Annotated in this window: 10 protein-coding genes; all 10 read left to right on the forward strand. The window is 44.4% G+C overall.

The window, feature by feature from the left end; translation table 11 throughout:
* Positions 1–27: 27 nt before the first annotated feature.
* Positions 28–2,994 carry a TonB-dependent receptor gene (locus tag ACWB0I_RS06945; protein WP_479387326.1) on the forward strand — a complete coding sequence of 989 codons (2,967 nt, stop codon included), beginning with the start codon at positions 28–30 and terminating at the stop codon, positions 2,992–2,994.
* Positions 2,995–3,009: 15 nt separating this feature from the next.
* Entirely contained in the window at positions 3,010–4,065 is a 1,056-nt protein-coding gene (locus ACWB0I_RS06950; protein ID WP_479387327.1) for a PorV/PorQ family protein, read from the forward strand.
* A 28-nt stretch (positions 4,066–4,093) separates the two neighbouring features.
* Positions 4,094–7,693: a fibronectin type III domain-containing protein gene (locus ACWB0I_RS06955; RefSeq protein WP_479387328.1), complete on the forward strand. Its 3,600-nt coding sequence runs from the start codon at positions 4,094–4,096 to the stop codon at positions 7,691–7,693.
* A 105-nt stretch (positions 7,694–7,798) separates the two neighbouring features.
* The gene (locus ACWB0I_RS06960) at positions 7,799–9,229 is read left to right on the forward strand and encodes a peptidylprolyl isomerase (protein WP_479387329.1); all 1,431 of its coding nucleotides are present in this window, start codon (positions 7,799–7,801) and stop codon (positions 9,227–9,229) included.
* A 2-nt stretch (positions 9,230–9,231) separates the two neighbouring features.
* Positions 9,232–11,022 (forward strand): sodium:solute symporter family protein, encoded by a 1,791-nt coding sequence (locus ACWB0I_RS06965; protein WP_479387330.1) that lies wholly within the window; start codon positions 9,232–9,234, stop codon positions 11,020–11,022.
* Between the two features lie 4 nt (positions 11,023–11,026).
* The gene (locus tag ACWB0I_RS06970) at positions 11,027–12,856 is read left to right on the forward strand and encodes a glycoside hydrolase 5 family protein (RefSeq protein ID WP_479387331.1); all 1,830 of its coding nucleotides are present in this window, start codon (positions 11,027–11,029) and stop codon (positions 12,854–12,856) included.
* Complete coding sequence (locus ACWB0I_RS06975) at positions 12,828–14,066, forward strand: AGE family epimerase/isomerase (protein WP_479387332.1); 1,239 nt, start codon at positions 12,828–12,830, stop codon at positions 14,064–14,066. The genes ACWB0I_RS06970 and ACWB0I_RS06975 overlap by 29 nt, the downstream gene beginning before the upstream one ends.
* Positions 14,063–15,241, forward strand: coding sequence for a glycoside hydrolase family 130 protein (locus ACWB0I_RS06980; RefSeq protein WP_479387333.1), 1,179 nt, complete (start codon positions 14,063–14,065; stop codon positions 15,239–15,241). The genes ACWB0I_RS06975 and ACWB0I_RS06980 overlap by 4 nt, the downstream gene beginning before the upstream one ends.
* A gap of 16 nt (positions 15,242–15,257) precedes the next feature.
* Complete coding sequence (locus ACWB0I_RS06985) at positions 15,258–18,215, forward strand: glycosyl hydrolase (protein WP_479387334.1); 2,958 nt, start codon at positions 15,258–15,260, stop codon at positions 18,213–18,215.
* An 81-nt stretch (positions 18,216–18,296) separates the two neighbouring features.
* Entirely contained in the window at positions 18,297–19,691 is a 1,395-nt protein-coding gene (locus ACWB0I_RS06990) for a glycoside hydrolase family 26 protein (protein WP_479387335.1), read from the forward strand.
* Positions 19,692–19,700: the final 9 nt, after the last annotated feature.

Here is a 19,700-nt window from a genome sequence, read left to right on the forward strand (position 1 = left end):
ATTTAATAATCTAAGCACGGAGGATTAATGTCGTTGGCTGATAAAATCCATGGCAAACGTTTACAGATCCTTATTCTGATTTTGCTCACAGCCACTATTACCATAGCAGGTACTACAGGCAAAATTGCCGGCACGGTTTACGATGGGCAAAACGGTGAACCATTGCCGGGAGCAAATATCTACCTGTTAAATACTCCGTATGGAGCGGCTTCTGATCTGGATGGCTATTTTTACATTCTCAACGTGCCACCGGGCCGCTACACCCTGGTAGCCCAGATGGTCGGTTACGGTGAATATCGCATTAAAAATTTGGTAGTAAGCGCCGATCGAACGGCTAATGTTACTATTACTTTGCAGCCTCAGACTCTTGAAGGAGAAGTCATAGAGGTAATTGCCGACAAAATTAAAGTTCAAAAAGACCTCACGGCTTCGGAAGTTTCGGTCGATGCTCAAAAAATTGAAGCCTTACCCATCCGGTCTGTTGGCGAAATTATTTCTTTACAGGCCGGTATTGTTAAGGATTCTGACAATAAGATTCACATTCGTGGGGGAAGATCAACGGAAGTTTCGTACATGGTGGATGGAGTTCAGATACTCGACCCATTAAATCGCGGCTGGGGCGTATCTATTGACGATCAGGCCATCGATGAGCTGAAAACCATTTCCGGTACTTTCAATGCTGAATATGGCCAGGCACTTTCCGGTGTGATTAATATTGTTACTAAAAAGGGCAGCGATCAGTTTAAGTGGAATTTAACAGGGTATTTTGGAGATTATTTAAGTTTTGATGAAAATAATTTCTATGTGATGAATAATGCAGAATGGGCCCGAGCCGCAGGAGAAGCCCTGGCCCGCGAAAACAAATTTATTCTGTTTGATTTTTCAAGATACGGGGATGATGATCAAAAAATATTTAAAGAAAAGCCTTATTTAACACATCAGTCCTATTTAAATGCGTATCAACCCTGGAAGCATCAGGATTTACAGTTGAATCTCTCCGGTCCCTTGCCCTGGACAGCAAAAAGGGTAAAATATTTTGTTTCAGTACGTTACACGCATCATCCTGGCTATGTTTATGGTAAACGCTATTTCATGCCCTGGGGGTTTCGGGCGCCGGCGATGGATAGTGTACACACCTTTAAATTACCCGATAATAAACTTGTCGCTTTGAATCAGGATCGAAATTGGAGCGGACAATTCAAGCTGTTTTACAACCTTACCAATACTATTGAAGTAAGCTATGGCTTTTACCTGAACAAAAATCACAATTTCAGTACCGCAGGCTATCAATACAAGTATGTGCCGGACGCAGGTAAGCATTATTACACCGATGTATTTACGCATATCGCTTCTTTAAAACATGTTTTATCACCCAGCACATTTTATGAGTTTAAAGCCAGTCTGTACGAAAAACATCACAAAAATTATTTGTACAAAAGTCCTTTCGACTACCGTTACATGCCCAATAAAACCAGTGATTTCGAGCTGTACGTTTTTGGCCGTGAATTAGCCGATTACATTTCGTTGACGCAAAATCCCAATGATTTTGCCTATTTTGGAAATCCTCTGGATCGGGGCCGGGAAAACGTAAAATATTACTCTTTAAAGTTTGATTTTACCAGTCAGATCAGTCGTAATCATCTAATTAAAACAGGCCTGTCATCTGTTTTGCATGATTTAAGCAACGAATGGTACACATTACAGTTCTCCGAAGAGACCTACCGGCCGATCATTCCTGGGGTAAATTCCCCTTTTCATGAAAATTACCACGTTAAACCGAAGGAATTTGCAGCTTATCTGCAGGACAAAATAGAATTTAAAGATTTCATCGTAAACTTGGGTGTGCGCTACGATTATTTTAATTCTGACGGAAATATTTTAGCGGATCCCAAAGACCCGCAAATTTATGATCCGTTTAAATTTGATCACATTTACAAAAATTATGAACCAGGCGTTCCGGACAGCGAACTGGTTGAATATTCCATCGCTGAACGAAGAAAGTTCTGGTACAAAAAGGCGTCACCCAAATGGCAAATCAGTCCGCGCCTTGGTTTTTCTTTTCCGATTACCGAAAAAGGAGTCATTCACTTTTCTTATGGCCATTTTTTCCAGAATCCAGAATTTCGCTTTTTGTACACCAATCCCAATTTCTGGATTGAAGGCGCCGGAGCGCAAAATCTGGTAGGCAATGCTAATTTGAATGCCGAGCGTTCCGTGATGTACGAAATTGGTTTACAACAGGAGTTGAGTAATCACCTTTACCTGCATGTGACCGGTTTCTACCGCGATATCCGCGATTGGGTGGGAATCAGTCCCCCAATCGATACCTACCGGGGCATCACTTACTACAAATACATTAATAAAGATAATGCCACAGCCAAAGGTCTGACGCTTTCCGGAGCGCTTAATTACCGCCATTTTAATGTAAATCTGGATTACACCTACATGGTTGCAAAAGGCACATCCTCTAATCCGCAGGATGCCTATTATGACGCCCAACAAAATCGTGCGCCGCGATTGACTTTAATCTACTTGAATTGGGACCAAACGCATTCGCTAAATACGATAGTCAACTACAGCAACCATGGCTGGAATGCTACATTAACCGGCACATTGGCCTCAGGATTTCCTTACACGCCCACATTTGCTCGTGGGGAGGTTTCAGGTTCCGGCACCTTTGTTGGATTAACCGAAAACAGCGCACGAAAACCTATGACCATGAATTTTGATCTACGGCTTTCAAAAAACGTTCGTTTTAGTAATGGATGGCGTTTTACATTGTTTGCAACGATTACCAATCTATTTGATATCCGTAATGCGCGTAATGTTTACTCAGATACCGGTCAGCCAGACTACACTTTGCAAGGTGTAAATCAAATTGACCGGCCCGGGGATCCGGATGTTGAAATTTCTAATGTCCAGGAATACTTCACCAATCCATATTACTACACTCCACCCCGCTTCATTGAATTGGGGTTCAGGATAAGTAGATAATGAATGAGGGATGTTATGATTAGCAAACGAAAAGGTGTACAATTTGTAACGGTCTGTCTGTTGACAGTCGTGCTGGGCATGTCATTGTTCCATCCGCTTCAGGCGCAAAGCGTATCGCGAGTTGGAACAGCGGCTGCAACCTTCTTAAAAATTGGAGTAGGGGCGCGGGCGCTGGCCATGGGCGAGGCCTACACAACCCTGGCCGGCGATGTAACTTCAACCTACTGGAATCCGGCCGGACTTGCCGCCCTGGCCCAAAATCAGTTTCTTTTTACGCATTACAATTACATTGCCGATATGTATTTTGATTACGCTGCCATGGCTATCCCCTTTAAAAATCTGGGCACTTTTGGCCTGTTTATTACTTACCTGGGCATGCCGGACATCGAGCGCACGACCATTACTGAACCCTACGGTACCGGTGAAAAAGTTTCGGCCTCTTCCTTTAACATTGGTGTGTCCTATGCTAAATTTTTAACCGATCGCTTTTCCATTGGTACAAACGTTAAATACATCCAGGAAAATTTGTGGCATACCAGCGCACGCACCTACGCCTTTGATGTGGGATTAATCTATCGCACCTATTTTAAAAACCTGACGCTGGGCATGTCCATTTCAAATTTTGGTCCTGGTATGCGCTTACAGGGTAGGGATCTGTTAGTACAACACGATATCGACCCCGTACATGAAGGCAATAATGGCAACATCAATGCCGATTTGAAAACCGACGAATTCAGCCTGCCCATTTTATTTCGGGTCGGTATGTCCTTTAATTTTTTACGTGATGTGCTGGCCTTTAAAAATAACGACTTAACCCTGTCCGTAGATGCCGTACATCCCAATGACAATTACGAATATCTGAACATGGGAATGGAGTACGCCTTTAAAAAGCTGATTGCGCTACGGGTCGGTTACCGGGAAACGTTTTTAAAAGATCGGGAAGGCGGCCTGACATACGGTTTGGGGTTAAACATCCATTTGATGGGGCTTGGCTTTAAGCTGGATTACGCTCTGGCCGATTTCGGCCGGTTGGATGTTCTGAATAAATTTTCTCTGATTTTAGAACTCTAACGAACTACAAGATGGGAGTTAAACAGGCATGAAAATAATTAAGCCGATATGCATCCTCATTTTTGTAATGCAATTGGGCTTTGCGCAGGATACGCATGGCAGCGCACAATACCGGGCGCGCAATGATCATTCCGGAAATCTGATTCGTCTGACCTTCTGGAATCATGGAATGTTAGGAGCCCAGAAAGGGGACAATAGTTTACATTATTCCGGTGAATGGCCGATTAATAGCGGGATGGTTCAATTGGGTAATGCTTCCAGTTATGTAGCCAGTAAGTTGCGCGTGCCAACTGTAATCGATTCCACCGGAGACACGGTATTTGTAGAAATTACACCGGTGGTTTTTTGCCAGGGCTGGGACCCCATGATGTTTTCTCACGACTCCCTGGGCAATTTTTTGGGCTTTGAACCGTTGCCCGGTTTCTACAATATCGCCCATAAAGAAGAAGACCCCTTCCATGCGGTGGCCATGAGTCACCAGGCATATACCTGGCCTCCGTATTGGCCGGATAAAATGGATGATCCTGTTGATCCGGGATGGTCAAAACACTGGAACGGCTATTTTGGCAAGGATCAGAAAAATGCAGATCAGGAAAGTTATTTTGTGCTTGATGATTACATGTTCAAAAAACGCGTATCCGGTGTCAAACTCCCATTACCTATTCCTTCGCAACCCGATCGCGGCGGATTGGGCTTAAAACAGGCCATTCGCGGATTGCAATGGTCCAATCCAGATGCGGAGGATTGTATTTTCTGGATTTACAAAATTACCAATTTTGGCCAATTGGAATTACCGCAAACCGTGTTTGGTGTAAATGTGGGCGCTTCCATAGGCGCTAAACTGAGTTTAAATACCGATTATGATGACGATTGCGCCATTTTCTATCGTGATCTAAATTTGACGGTAAATTATGATTGGGACAATGTAGGTACGGCCGGCTATTCACCGGTTCCCTGGTTAGGTTTTGCCTTTCTGGAAAGTCCAGGCAATCCCTTCGATGGCATTGACAACGACGGCGACGCCATCGATGCTTCGGGCGGCGGGAAATTAATAACAACCGAAGATTTTCTTCAATCTTACGAAGTAGGCGATCAAATTGTTTTGATCGATTACCATACTTATGAACGAACCGTTACCACCATGCCTGCCGAAGGAATTACCTTTCGCGCAAACGGGAAAAAGTACAAAAAAGTACCCGGCGCTCCGCTGGAAGAAATTCCGCGTAACGGGATTGACGATAATTTGAATGGCCTGATTGACGAATCGGATGGCGCTCTGGCTCCGGATTCTGTTTATTATTATTTGTACATCCGCGATCCCATTTACAACAACAAAGATTATCTGGCCAAAGATTACATTACTGGCGAAGGTATGACCAATCTGATGATCGATGAAAGACGCGATGATGGGATTGACAATGATGGCGATTGGGACAAAAATTATGACGACACCGGCCTGGACGGTAAACCAGGTACGGGCGACCCCGGCGAAGGAGACGGATTGCCGACCCCAGGATTTGGTGATTTGCAGGGAGAATCGAACATTGACATTACCGATGTGGATGAATCGGATCAAATTGGTTTAACCAGTTTTATTTTTTATGAGTACGGATCGTTAACCTATTCCAACGACGAAGATATGTGGCATGTCTCGCGCCCTGGCTTTTTCGATAGCCATCTGACCAATGTGGATGCAGATTATGTTTTTTCTACGGGCTATTTCCCTTTACAATCCGGTCAAAGCGAGTCCTTTTCGGTGGCAACCATTTATGGCTGGGATGAAGAAGATTTAATCCGAAACAAAAAAATTGTACAGGACATTTACGACGCAAATTACAACTTTGCAGTCGCTCCCGAGAAACCAAAATTGCAGGCGGTAGCCGGTGATGGTAAGGTGACCCTGTTCTGGGATGATCGGGCTGAAAAAAGTTTTGACCGCTTTTTAAAGGAATATGATTTCGAAGGATACAAAATTTACCGTGCTACCGATCCCGGTTTTGTTGATGCCGGAACAATCACCGATGGCTATGGCTATGCCTATTACACCAAACCATTAGCCGTTTTTGATAAAGTGGATAGTGTATTCGGCTTTTTCCCAAAAAGCTTTGGTCGGGGCGTGCAATTCTTTTTAGGCAACGAATCCGGTCTGGTTCATACGTATGTCGATTCCCCGCTGATCAACGGGGTTCGCTATTTTTACGCTGTAACGGCCTATGATCGCGGCAATGTAGAGAAAAACATTATGCCTTCAGAAACCAATAAATTTGTAACGGTTAGCCCCGGAGGTGAAATCAGAACCGGTGATAATGTGGTGGCCGTGGTTCCGACTCCTCCAGCTTTAGGTTACAAAGCGCCCGATTTCGATGTTAAACCGCATCAGTTGGGCAGCGGTGTTACAGAAGGAAAAGTGTATGTCAATTTTGTTGAACCGGATAAAATCCCAGACGGTCATGAATTTGAATTGCAATTCCTCGATCAATCTATGGATCGACGCGATAATGATCTGGATAGCCTGATCGATGGAAAGGATCAGGACGAGTTATTACCTACCAGAACCACAGGCTTTGTTCTGAAAGACTTGACGGCAAATGACCTTCCGGACACAGTATGGTTTTATGAGTACATTAAAGTAGACGATCAATTACTGCCACTTAAAAACTTGTATGCCGACGATGACGGTAATCCCAGAACGTTAACAGCCAATTTACGAGGCATGCGTTTCTTCATTTACAATCCAGCGCCGGCTATTCTTAATATTCCACGCCTGCGAATCTACAACGGCATTCAATGGAGCCGGAATATCGATTACTATTCTGCTTATCCTTTGCGTTTTGGCGTATTCGACCTGGGCGGATTTAAGAAAGGAATTTCCTATCCCCGCCAGTACAAAATTGTATTTTATGACGAAATCGTGGGGCAATCGGTCACGGTCTATCCCGTTCTGGAACAAACAGGTACGCCGATTCCAGTGCCTCCGCGGGATGTGAATTTTAAAATTTACGATCAGCAAACCGGTGAGCCCGTCCCTTTCGGATTCGTAGATGTTTCCACCAATCCGCAAATACCGGCCGGGCATTTTTCTGCTAAAGATCGCATCTTCTTTTTTGAAACCCTGCCCGATAGTTCTACTGTAATCACCTTCAGTCTTTTAAACAATGCCGTTGAGGATACTTCATTCATCAATTATCATGGAGGATTGCTTGGTGCAGGGGACACCCTGAATCTTTATCCGGATTTCCCTTTTACGGGCAATGTGCGATACCGTTTCAGAACAGTGGGGCAAACAATCGATAAGAATGAAGCCCGGGCAAATTTGAATAAAATTACAGTGGTTCCCAATCCCTATGTTGTAACGGCAGCCTGGGAAATTAAAAATCCCTACAGCAGCGGTCGCGGTCCACGTTCCATTAAATTCATGAATCTGCCGCAAGATTGCACCATCCGTATTTACTCGGTTGATGGTTCTCTGGTACGCAAGTTGGAACACCATTCTGCCATGACCAACGGAACAGAAGAATGGGATGTGCTCTCCAAAGACAACATGGAAATCGCCTTTGGCGTTTATGTTTACCATATCGAAGCGCCAGGCATTGGCGAAAAAGTAGGAAGGATCATTATCATCAAATAGTAAAGGTCCTGTTTTTATTTTTTAGGAAAAGACGGATTACAGTTAAACGAACGCTCAGGACAGCAGAAGTACGCTCTGGAGAAGCTGGAAATTAGGTATAAGAATATGCAAAGGCAAACAATTGTATTTGTTTTGATCATTTTGATTTTCGGAGCCTGTGAACGCAATGCGCAGGAAATTGTGGTGGCCATGCTCGGACGCCAGACGATTTCTCTGTTAGAATTCAGGCTGGCCTACACCGAGCTACTAAAACAACCCAATGTATTTGATTCCAGAGCCCTGCGTGAACAATTTTTGAACGAACTGGTGAACCGTCGTTTGCTGGCACAAGAAGCACAGATTAAAGGATTTGCGCAAAATGAAAAATTGCATGCTTTAATAGAGGCCTATCAGGAAAAGGTACTGAGGGAAGCCCATTACAAAAAGGTAATCGAGCCCAGAATTGAAATAGATTCCGCGGAAGTTAAGGCCATTTATACCTACACCAGACAGCAACGCAAATTAAAACATCTCTTTTTTAAGACTCGCGCCCGGGCTGACAGCGCTTACCGGCTTTTACAAAAAGGCATTCCCTGGGACAGCCTGGCGCGAAAAACGTTTAAAGGAACCGTTTTGGCCGAAACCGGCGGCGAACTGGGCTGGGTACATTGGGATCAAATGGAATATGAGATGGCCATGGCCGCTTTTGGACAACAGAAAGGAACCTTTACTAAACCGGTAAAATCGACCTATGGGTATCACATTCTTCTGGTAGAAGATTTAAAAATCGACCCTTTTGTGACGGAAGAAAAATTCAGATTACACAAAGGGAAAATCATTAAACTGGTCAGGGCAAAAAAGGGGCAGGCCTTAGCTCGCGATTACATCGAACAAATGATGAAAGATGTAAAAATTAAAGTTCGGCCTCGGACTCTGCAAATGCTTGGCAATAAAATGGCTAAAATCTTCAGGCGCAAACCATCTTCTTGGGATCCAATGAAAACGTTTCAGTTAAATGATCCGGAAATGCGTTCTCTGGAGCTTTCGTTGTGGGATGTGCGCAATGAAATTCTGGCTTACGTTAACGGCCAACCATTAACGGTAAAAAAGTTTATTTATGCCTTGAATTTTGTGCCTTATCACGCTGTTTACCAGGGACTTAAAACAGCTCTGGATTTTGTCATTCGTGATCAGGTTTTAACGAGCGAAGCGCGCTCCATGCATCTGGAGAAACAATACCGTTTTGTTTCGTTAAAAGTCCGCATTTACCAGGATTATCTAATCCAACTAAATTTCAGAAAAAGAATGGCACAACAGGTCAGGTTAACAGAAAACGACTTACGCCACTACTACCATAGCCACAGGGAACAGTTTGGTAAGTTGCCCTTTGATTCGCTAAAAACCTTTCTGCAAAAAACGGTTAAAAATGAAAGAAGAATCCAGAGGATGAAAACAGTTATCGATTCATTGCGTCATAGGCAAAATATTGAACTATTTCCGGAACGCATTCACCAATACTATGACAGGTTGATAAACAACAACCAATCGAAAGGGTAAAAATGCATCTACACGGGGTGGACATTGCCATCATCATCTGCTATCTCATTCTGGTAGTAGCTATTGGTTTTATAATAAAAAAGAAGGCCGGCGAAAATTTAGAATCGTACTTTTTAAGCGGACGTTCTATTCCCTGGTATTTTCTGGGCCTGTCCAATGCCTCTTCCATGTTTGATGTAACGGGCACCATGTGGTTTGTTGCCATTCTGTTTGTTTACGGTTTAAAAGGGGCCTGGTTGCCCTGGCTCTGGCCGACGTTTAATCAGGTCTTTTTGATGATTTACCTGGCGGTCTGGATTCGACGCTCCAATGTGGTTACCGGAGCAGAGTGGATGCAAACACGGTTTGGTAACAGTAAAGGCGGAGAACTTTCCCGGCTGAGTATTGTGGTCTTTGCTCTGGTTTCAGTGGTGGGATTTCTTTCTTATGCCTATCAGGGAATTGGAAAATTTGCCGCCGTTATTTTGCCCTGGGGATTTTCAGCAGAATTCTATGGCCTTGTTTTAATGGTCATTACTACAATTTACGTGGTATTAGGCGGCATGTACAGCGTTGTTTTTACAGATATTATTCAATTTGTGATGTTAACCATTGCCTCTTTGATCATTGGTATTGTGGCCATGAAACATGTTTCTGCCCCCCAATTAGCGGCCGTTATCCCTGATGGCTGGAAAGAATTGTTATTCGGCTGGCATTTAAATCTGGACTGGGGTTCCATTTTACCGCCCGTAAATCAAAAGATTGCAGCGGATGGTTTTAGCCTGTTTGGCCTGGTCTGGATGATGATTTTGTTCAAAGGAATCTTTGTCAGTCTGGCCGGACCAGCTCCCAATTACGACATGCAACGCGTGCTGGCCACACGGAAACCTAAAGAAGCGTCGTTCATGAGTGGCATCGTGTCCATAGCCCTTGTGCCTCGCTGGTTTATGATCGGGGGAATCACTGTTTTGGGCCTGGTATATTTTATGCCTCATCTGAAAGCCATGGGATCCGAAATCGATTTTGAAATGATTATGCCCTATGTGATCCAGAATTTTTTACCGGTGGGCGCGGTGGGTATTATCATTTCCGGGTTGCTGGCCTCTTACATGTCCACTTTCGATTCGACGGTAAATGCTGGCGCTGCTTACGTGGTGAACGATATCTATGTAAAATACATTAATCCAGAAGCTTCTTCCAGAAGAATTATTACTATGAGCTATCTGGCATCATTTGGTATTGTTTTACTGGGCATTGTTTTTGGAATGATGTCAACTTCCATCCACACGGTAATGCAATTCATTGTTTCCGGACTCTATGGCAGTTACACAGCGCCGAACATTTTAAAATGGCATTGGTGGCGGTTTAATGGTTACGGTTATTTTTGGGGTATGGTTTCCGGGCTGGCCATTGCCTTAGCCCTGCCGGTTTTATTCCCTTCTTTAAATATACTCATAGGATTTTTCATTATTTTTGTTCTTTCCATGGGCGTAAGCGTCTGGACCAGTTTGCACACAGAACCGGATGATGAACGGGTGTTAATGGCCTTTTACAAAACGGTACGTCCCTGGGGGTTCTGGAAACCCATCCATGATAAAGTGGTGGCAGAAGATGCGAGCTTTAAAAACAAAAGCGATTGGAAACGGGATGCGCTTAATGTGCTCATCGGCATTGTCTGGCAGTTTAGTCTGGTGATTTTGCCCATCTATCTGGTCATTAAACAGTTCGATTCACTGGCGTTGACATTGGTCATTTTGATTCTGACGACCTGGTTTTTAAAAAGAAATTGGTTTGATCATCTGGAAGAGGAATAAAAAGATGAAAGGCAATAAAAACATGTTGAAACAAATAATTCCTATTCTGTTCGTTTTACTTATTCTAATGCCACCGTCACTCAGGGCAAAAAGCGTTTTTAAAAATTTTGTAACGGTAAAAGATGTAAAATTAATGGCTGGCCAGCAGGAGCTCTATTTTGTTTCCATGAACATTCCCAATTTGCTGCTCATTGAAGACAATATGCCTTTCCATGAGAAAAATCCCTGGCGGTTACCGAACCAATACGAAATCCGTGATGCCCTGCTTTCCATTAAACAGATGGGTGGCCGTGTGGCGCGGACTTATGTGATTACGGTAAAGCGTAAAGACGATTTGCCCGGAACCCCCAAACATATTCTTGGACCAGGTGTATTAAATGAGCAGGCTTTCCGCGTAATGGACACGCTATTAGCAGAGGCTAATCAATTAGGCGTTCGACTGATCATTCCTTTAATGGACAACTGGAAATGGATGGGCGGCCGCGCACAGTACGCCGACTTTCGCGGTAAACAGGCAGATGAGTTCTGGACGGACCCACAACTGAGAGCAGATTTTAAAAGCACAGTGGCTAAAATCCTGAACCGTAAAAACAGCGTAACCGGAACGGTTTACAAAGACGACAGGGCTATTATGATCTGGGAATTGGGAAATGAATTGCGCAACTGTCCCATTTCATGGATCAATGAAATGGCTTCCTTTATTAAGTCCATTGATCATAACCATTTGATTAATGATGGGATTCAAAGCAACAGTCTTTCGCCGGAAATAATTAACAATCCTTATGTTGATGTGCTGTCGACCCATCACTACGAAGGCAATCCGCAACAAATGATCGAACACATTAAAGACAATCTGATTAAGATTGATGGAAAAAAGCCGTATTATCTGGGCGAATTCGGCTTCATAGGCACTCAGGGCATGCGAGCCGTATTGCAAACAATCAGATCACAGCAAAACCTATGTGGCGCTTTAATCTGGAGTTTACGCTTTCACAATCGAGATGGTGGATTTTACTGGCATTCAGAACCTTTTGGTTCAGAACTGTACAAAGCGTACCACTGGCCCGGTTTTTTTTCCGGACAGGCCTACGATGAGCAAGGCGTTTTTGCACTGTTAACAGAATTGAATGAAATGCGTTTGGATTCTTTGCCAGCGCCAGTCCTGTTGCCCGTTAAGGATGCCGGCCATATTTCCTGGCAGGGGGCAACAGGGGCCAGCGCCTATGTTGTTCAGCGGGCTAATACTTCAAACGGCCCGTGGCACTCTATTTCTGGCCTGATAGATGATGCCCAGCAGGCCTATGCCCCGCTCTTTTGCGATGCCACAGCCAGGATCGGTAGGACGTATTATTACAGAGTAAAAGCGCTTTTTCCTGATGGGAGCAGCACGCTTTCCAAAGCCTTCGGACCGCTTCAGGTAAAAAGTCGATGGCTTATTGACAATTGCGATAATTACGGACAACTGTATCGTTTTAAGGGCAGGCTGGTTTTTCAAAAAAATAGAAATCGATCATTTAAGGAAGATCTGGGACGATTGTCCGGAATGTCTGGTACAGAAGTACAATATTGGGTGCCAGGGGAAATTCTTTCAGTCAATGTACAGTCTTTTCAAAAAAACAGCATACCTTTATTGCAAATCTGGCTCTCCAGAGATGGCCAGAAATTTGAATTACTTGTGCCCCAGATAAAAAACAGAGCTATTGAACAAAAAGATTACGATTATTGGGTGCCGCTTGCTTATCAGGCGCGAAACAAAAATGGAATGTACCAATTTGTAAAAATAAGGTTTACAGGAGAGGCTCAACTTGGAAGAGTTGAAATTGAATATCGATAGGGAAATAATTCAGGCATTCACAGAACGCCTTGAAAAAGTCCTGTTTGAAAATATTATTCCATTCTGGCTTAACTGTTCCAGAGATGAAAAATATGGTGGTTTTTGGGGGCGTGTTACAATTCAGGGCCTCCCGGTTAAAGAGGCACCCAAAGGGCTGATTTTACATGCCCGGATTCTCTGGACGTTTTCCGTTCTTTACCGCAAATATCAGGAAGCGGTGTTTAAGGAAATGGCTGAACGGGCCTGGGAGTATTTAAACAAACACTTTTGGGACTACGAATATGGCGGGGTTTACTGGCTTTTAGATCACACTGGCGCTGTTCTGGATGATAAAAAGAAGATGTACGGTCAGGCTTTTACCATTTACGCTTTTAGTGAATTTTACAAAATTAGTCAGGAACATCTGGCCTTGCAACGCGCCATCGATCTATTTGATTTGATACTTCAACACAATTTCGACAAAGAATACGGCGGTTTTCTGGAAACCTCAGGACGCGATTGGAAACCAACCACAGATATGCGTTTGAGCGACAAAGATCTCAATACGGAAAAATCAATGAACACGCATCTGCATTTAATGGAGGCCTTTAGTTCGTTTTTGCAAATCTGGCCCGAAAGCGTATTGAAAGAACAATTAAAACAACTGGTTGATCATTTTTTGACGTTCATTTTTAATCCACTAACCGGACATTTAAACCTCTTTTTTAACAGAGCGTGGCAGCTTGAAAGCCAGAAGGTCTCTTTCGGTCACGACATTGAAGCCAGCTGGCTTTTGCTGGATGCCTTAAAGATTTTAAATGAACCGGCATTGCTTCAAAAGGGGGAAAAGGTAGCCATTAAACTGGCCGAAAGTACCCTGCAAGAAGGTTTAACCTCCAATTATGCCATTTACAAAGAACAAAGCAACAATAGGTCGTTAATTCCTGTTTTGGAATGGTGGCAACAAGCCGAAGCAGTAGTTGGCTTTACGCATGCATTTATGCAAACTAACCGCCTTGTTTTTTGGACAGCGGCGCAGAAAACCTGGGATTTTCTGGAAGCCTATGTGGTAGATTGGCAAAATGGTGAATGGTTCTACGAAGTGGATATGGAGGGACACCCTAATCTGGACACGTTTAAAATTTCTGAGTGGAAGGGGCCTTACCACAACATCCGCGCCTGTCTCGAAATAATGAACTGTCTGGAAAAATTGAAAGGACAAAAGCAATGAGCGATTTTCAACAAAAGCTTAACGAACTAATCGCCAGACAGGAGCAACTTATTACTCGGCAAAATAAACCAGCCGATGAATACAATGGTATTTTTGAGCGTTACCAATTTCCAGTGCTTACACGCCATCATGTACCCATTCATTGGCGTTTTGATCTGGATGAAAAATCGAACCCCTTTTTCATGGAACGGTTGGGTGTGAATGCCACGTTTAATCCCGGTGCCATTAAAATCAACGACAAATATTACCTGGTGGTGCGGGTGGAAGGGTGGGATCGCAAATCCTTTTTTGCAGTGGCTGAAAGTGATAGCGGCATACAGGGTTTTCGTTTCTGGGATGTGCCGATTGTTCTGCCAGAGAACGACCGCCCGGACATAAATGTGTACGACATGCGTTTGACAAAACATGATGATGGCTGGATTTACGGTGTTTTTTGCACCGAACGCAAAGACCCTTCCGCTCCGGATTGGGACACATCAGCAGCAGAAGCCCAGGCTGGCCTGGCCCGCACCAGAGACCTCATACGCTGGGAACGCCTGCCAGACCTTAAGACGAATTCTGCACAGCAGCGAAACGTGGTGCTACATCCTGAGTTTGTAAATGGCTGCTACGCCTTTTACACCAGGCCTCAGGATTCGTTTCTTGAAACGGGCAAAGGCGGGGGCATTGGCTGGGGACTGGTTAAGGACATCGGGAATCCGGTAATTGAAGAAGAAAAAATTATGGATCAACGGGAGTATCACACCATTAAAGAATTAAAAAATGGCGAGGGGCCGCCACCCATTAAAACCAGTGAAGGCTGGTTGCATCTGGCCCATGGCGTACGTAACACGGCTGCCGGTTTGCGTTACGTTTTGTATCTGTACATGACCGCTCTGGACGATCCTTCACGAGTCATTTATCGCCCGGGCGGTTATTTTATGGCCCCGTTCGGAGAAGAGCGCATCGGCGATGTTTCCAATGTCCTGTTTTGTAATGGCTGGATTGCCGATGAGGATGGCACCGTTTACATCTATTACGCTTCCAGCGATACCCGTGTCCATGTGGCCACCTCTACGCTTGATCGACTGGTCGATTATGTTAAACATACGCCACCCGATGGCCGGCGATCGGCTGAGTGCGTCAGGCAACGGATGCGACTCATTGAAAAAAATCTGCAAATACTAAATCGCTAATGGAGAATTGAGAAGAATGAGCCTGAATGTACCAATTTTAAATATCGGTCGCATTAAAATGAGTAACGTTAATATGAAAAAGCGAGTTTTATTTCTGATTTTTTTCATGTGTTCTGCGCTTCATGCTCAGGTAACCGGTTTTGTTGAAAATTTTGACGACAATCAGCTGGATGGTTGGCAGGTACCCGGAGATGCGCTGCGCACTTTCGAGTTACAGGCGGTAAATGGAACCATGGAGATCAATTACCACCGGGTGGCTTCCAGCTGGGAATGGGACAATTTTAACTGGACGCCTCCGCAAAAAGTGGATGCTTCCGGCCGGCGTTACATTACCTTGCGTGCCAAATCGAACATCATTACTGAGCTTACCTTAAAACCAATCTATGACAATGGTTCCAATGACTGGCTGCAGGTCATGTTACCTGCTGATGAACAGTGGCACACCTACAAGTTTGAACTATTGGCACCGGCACCGCTGATGATGAATCGTATCTATTTCTATCTGGACGGCGGTACCACAAATCCCAGAAGCGGCCTGGTTTATTTCGATGATTTACGGATAGCCGATTCGGTTCGGGCGGCCGATTTGCTGGATAACCGCGAATTGGAACGAGCCTTGAATGCCGCTCACGCACTTTACGACAACAGCGTCGAAGGCGATGAAGAGGGACAATTCGCTGCAGGTTCCAGAACGCAATTATGGGCAGCTATTGAACAGGCCGAAGCTGTTTTTAATCAGTCTGATGTAACCCAGGAAGCATTGGACCAGGCAACCTGGGATTTGTACGATGCATGTTCTATTTTTGAAACCAGAGTACATGGTCCTGAACTTGCACTGGTGGATGAGAAAGCCACTCTACAAACACGCTACCTTTACCTCAACCTCGACTATCTGAAAGATAAAGGCATTTTGTTTGGAATGCACGATGCCACTGGATATGGCGTGGGCTGGAGCGGCGATGACGATCGCAGCGATATCAAGGATGTGTGTGGCGATTACCCGGCATTTTATTCGGAAGAGATGTACAAAGTGACGCGCAATCTGGAAACGGACAGAGTGCGTTATCGAATGACCTCGGCCTATCGGCGAGGAGGCGTGCTCTCCATGTGCTGGCACCAATACGATCCGCAGGGCCGTGGTTTTTATGCCGATGATGTAGGCGGTGAGAATGTCGTGGCCACCCTCTTGCCGGGTGGGGCATTTCATCAACAATACAAAGACAAATTAAAAAAAGTCGCTTTGTTTTTTAAATCGCTGCGCGGGGAAAACGGGGAATCCATTCCGGTCATTTTTCGTCCTTACCACGAACACAATGGAGGCTGGTTCTGGTGGGGCAAAGGGCAATGTACAAAACAGCAATATATTGACCTCTGGCAATTTACAGTCACATATTTGCGCGATTCTTTGCATGTACACAATTTGCTCTACGCCATTTCACCCTCTTTGAATCAGGCCAATTGGGGAACCGATTACAAAGCGATTTTCCCCGGGGAAGACTACATCGACGTGTACGGCGTGGACCACTATTTTGGCGATGTGATTACGACTGCTGATAAGGAAATATTTAAAACAGGATTGCGTCGTGTGGCCCAACAGGCTCTGAATGATCAAAAACTTCCCGCCCTTACCGAAGTGGGACAGGAAGGCCTGGACACCATCGATTTTTTTACCAATGTCCTGTTGTGGGCCTTAACCACCGATTCCCTGAATGACTTCTACAGCTATGCGGCAGTCTGGCGTAACCAGGATACCAACCACCATTTTGCGCCTTACCCTGGCCATCCGGTTGTGCCCGATTTCTTAAAATTTTATAACGATCCCTACACCTTTTTCGAAAGTGATCTGCCCGATATGTATGGACCGGTAGCGGCCGATACCATTCCGCCGCTCTTCGTAGAATTTCCTCCTTCTCCTTTTGTAGCTACTGACACCGTGTTTTCCATCCAAATAACAACCGATGAAAAAGCTTTGTTAAAATACGATTTTTACGACCTATCCTTTGACAGCATGCAATACGACTTTGAAGAGGGACAAAGTCGCACGGAACACAGTACGAAGTTACATGGCCGACAGGGACAGACGTTTAACATATTTGTACGGGCACGGGACCTGTTTGGCAACACAATGGACACATCCTTAGCCATTACCATTAAAGTAGATACCCTGCAACGAGCGGTTTACTGGTTTGATTTAAAATACGATTTAAGCGATTGGGCCAGCGGACCGGCGCCGTTTGTGTTTGAAGGGCAAAACGATGGCAACACGCAACTGCCTTACTCGCGTACAGTCTATTTTCGTAAAAACTTTAACTTAAACGATGTGCAAAATATCTCCATGCTGGCGGCCATTGTAAATTTTGACAACGGCTTTGCGCTTTATCTGAATGGACATGAAGTTCACCGGCACAACTTGAATGAAGGCCATCTTAATTACGATGTTTGGGCGGTTGAAGATCTTTCCGCTACGCAACAGATCATTCTGGATGAACAGGATGTTCAATATTTACGTAATGGTAACAATGTGCTGGCCGTAGAAGTGCACCAGGCGAAGGAGGACAGCAGTGATTTAAAATTCGATTTAAAGTTAATCACCGCAACGTATCAGACGCTCATAGATTATCAGCAAGAATGGTTTTATTTCTCTGGAAAACGCGCGCCAGAGGTGCAAATTTTAGGAGCGTTGCCTGTCCGTCAAACCCATCAGCAGCTTGCAACGTTTGAACTCTTCCAGAATTATCCAAACCCATTCAACAATCAAACGACCATGGCTTATTACTTGCCACAGACAGGAAAAGTACATTTAGAAATTTTTAATTTACTCGGTCAAAAAGTTCTAACAGCGCTCAACGAGGTTCAGAGCGCCGGATCACACAGCGTGCAAATCGATTTAAGCAGTCTGGCCAGCGGGGTGTATTGGTGCCGATTACAATGGAAAAATAAATTGAAGATCAAGAAAATGCTCCTCTTAAAATAAAAAATTTTTATCGGCTTGTTTAACAAATTAAGGCGCGGTTTAATACGTTCATTAATCAAAAAATTTACAATAAGGTAAAACGTGAAGCCATTTTTATTTTTTTTGCTGATTGCTTTTAACATGGCTTCCTGTCGGAATGGCCCGGAGAATGATGCCATTCCGCAAGAGCTGCAACCGCTCAATGAAGCCATTCAAATCGGAGAAAAATTGCTGGCCAACAGCGTGCAGGGTAATAACGAGGGACAATATCCGGCGCAAGCGTTTACCGAATGTCAGATGGCTTTAAACGATGCAAAAAAATGTTTAAATAACGCGGGTAAAAATACAATGGCAAGTCGGATTGACAGCATGGTCAGTTTTGTTTACAACGCATTAACGGTTTTCGAAACTCGTGTTCATTCCAACTTACGTGCGTTAATCGATGACCGGGCTACCAAAGAAACCCGTTACCTCTTCCACAATCTGAAGCAGCTTGCGAAAAACTATATGCTATTTGGCATGCACGATGCTTTAGGCTATGGCGTGGGCTGGAAAAACATGGACACGCGGTCGGATGTGAAAGATGTTTGCGGCGTTTATCCCGCGCTATTTAGCTGGGATGTCTACTACCTTTTTCAGACTTCCGAAGATGAATTAAGGCACTACACTTTTCGCATTAAATATGCACACCAGATGGGGGGTGTTACCACTTTTTGCTGGCACCAATTTGATCCGCAGAGTATTGGATTCTACAAGGAGCATATTGATTACAATGTGGTTGCTTCACTTTTGCCTGGCGGCCAATATCATGATTTTTACAAGAAAAAATTGGAGATGCTGGCCAGATATGTTAAACGGCTTCGCGGTACGGATGGCACAAGTATTCCAGTTATTTTCCGGCCTTACCATGAGCAAAACGGAAACTGGTTCTGGTGGGGCAAAGGGCATCGTACTGAAGAGCAATACAGGCAGTTGTGGAAGTTTACCGTTCACTATCTGCGCGATTCACTCAATGTTCACAATTTGATCTATGCTTTTTCACCCGATGGAAATCAATTTGAATCAAAAGGCGCTTACCTTACAGACTATCCTGGTGATGAGTACGTGGATATTTTAGGCCTTGATTTTTACTTTGGTAGAGGCGATGAAGATGAAATTCGTCGTTTTCAATCCAGAGTGGTCTGGGCTGTTGAACATGCGCAGCACAGAAGAAAATTAGCGGCTTTGACCGAAGTTGGCGATTATTACGGCTTTAGCGGTCAGGAAGCCAATTTGAAAATTCCCAACTGGTACACGCGCTGTTTCCTGGCACCGATTAAAAACCATGCGCAGGCACAAAAAATTGCCTATGGCGCGGTGTGGCGCAATGCCAGCAAAACGCACCACTTTGCCCCGTATCCCGGGCATGCTTCAGTGCCCGATTTTCTTGATTTTTACAAAGACGACTTTACTCTGTTTTTAAAAGATTTACCGGAGATGTTTAAATTAACGGAATAGGAAAAAAGC

This window comes from Caldithrix sp. (assembly GCF_056497305.1).

Coding starts and splice junctions, on each gene's coding strand:
- ACWB0I_RS06970 (WP_479387331.1), top strand. CDS start 11,027: ATGAAAGGCAATAAAAACATGTTGAAACAAATAATTCCTATTCTGTTC.
- ACWB0I_RS06980 (WP_479387333.1), top strand. CDS start 14,063: ATGAGCGATTTTCAACAAAAGCTTAACGAACTAATCGCCAGACAGGAG.
- ACWB0I_RS06945 (WP_479387326.1), top strand. CDS start 28: ATGTCGTTGGCTGATAAAATCCATGGCAAACGTTTACAGATCCTTATT.
- ACWB0I_RS06985 (WP_479387334.1), top strand. CDS start 15,258: ATGAGCCTGAATGTACCAATTTTAAATATCGGTCGCATTAAAATGAGT.
- ACWB0I_RS06960 (WP_479387329.1), top strand. CDS start 7,799: ATGCAAAGGCAAACAATTGTATTTGTTTTGATCATTTTGATTTTCGGA.
- ACWB0I_RS06965 (WP_479387330.1), top strand. CDS start 9,232: ATGCATCTACACGGGGTGGACATTGCCATCATCATCTGCTATCTCATT.
- ACWB0I_RS06955 (WP_479387328.1), top strand. CDS start 4,094: ATGAAAATAATTAAGCCGATATGCATCCTCATTTTTGTAATGCAATTG.
- ACWB0I_RS06950 (WP_479387327.1), top strand. CDS start 3,010: ATGATTAGCAAACGAAAAGGTGTACAATTTGTAACGGTCTGTCTGTTG.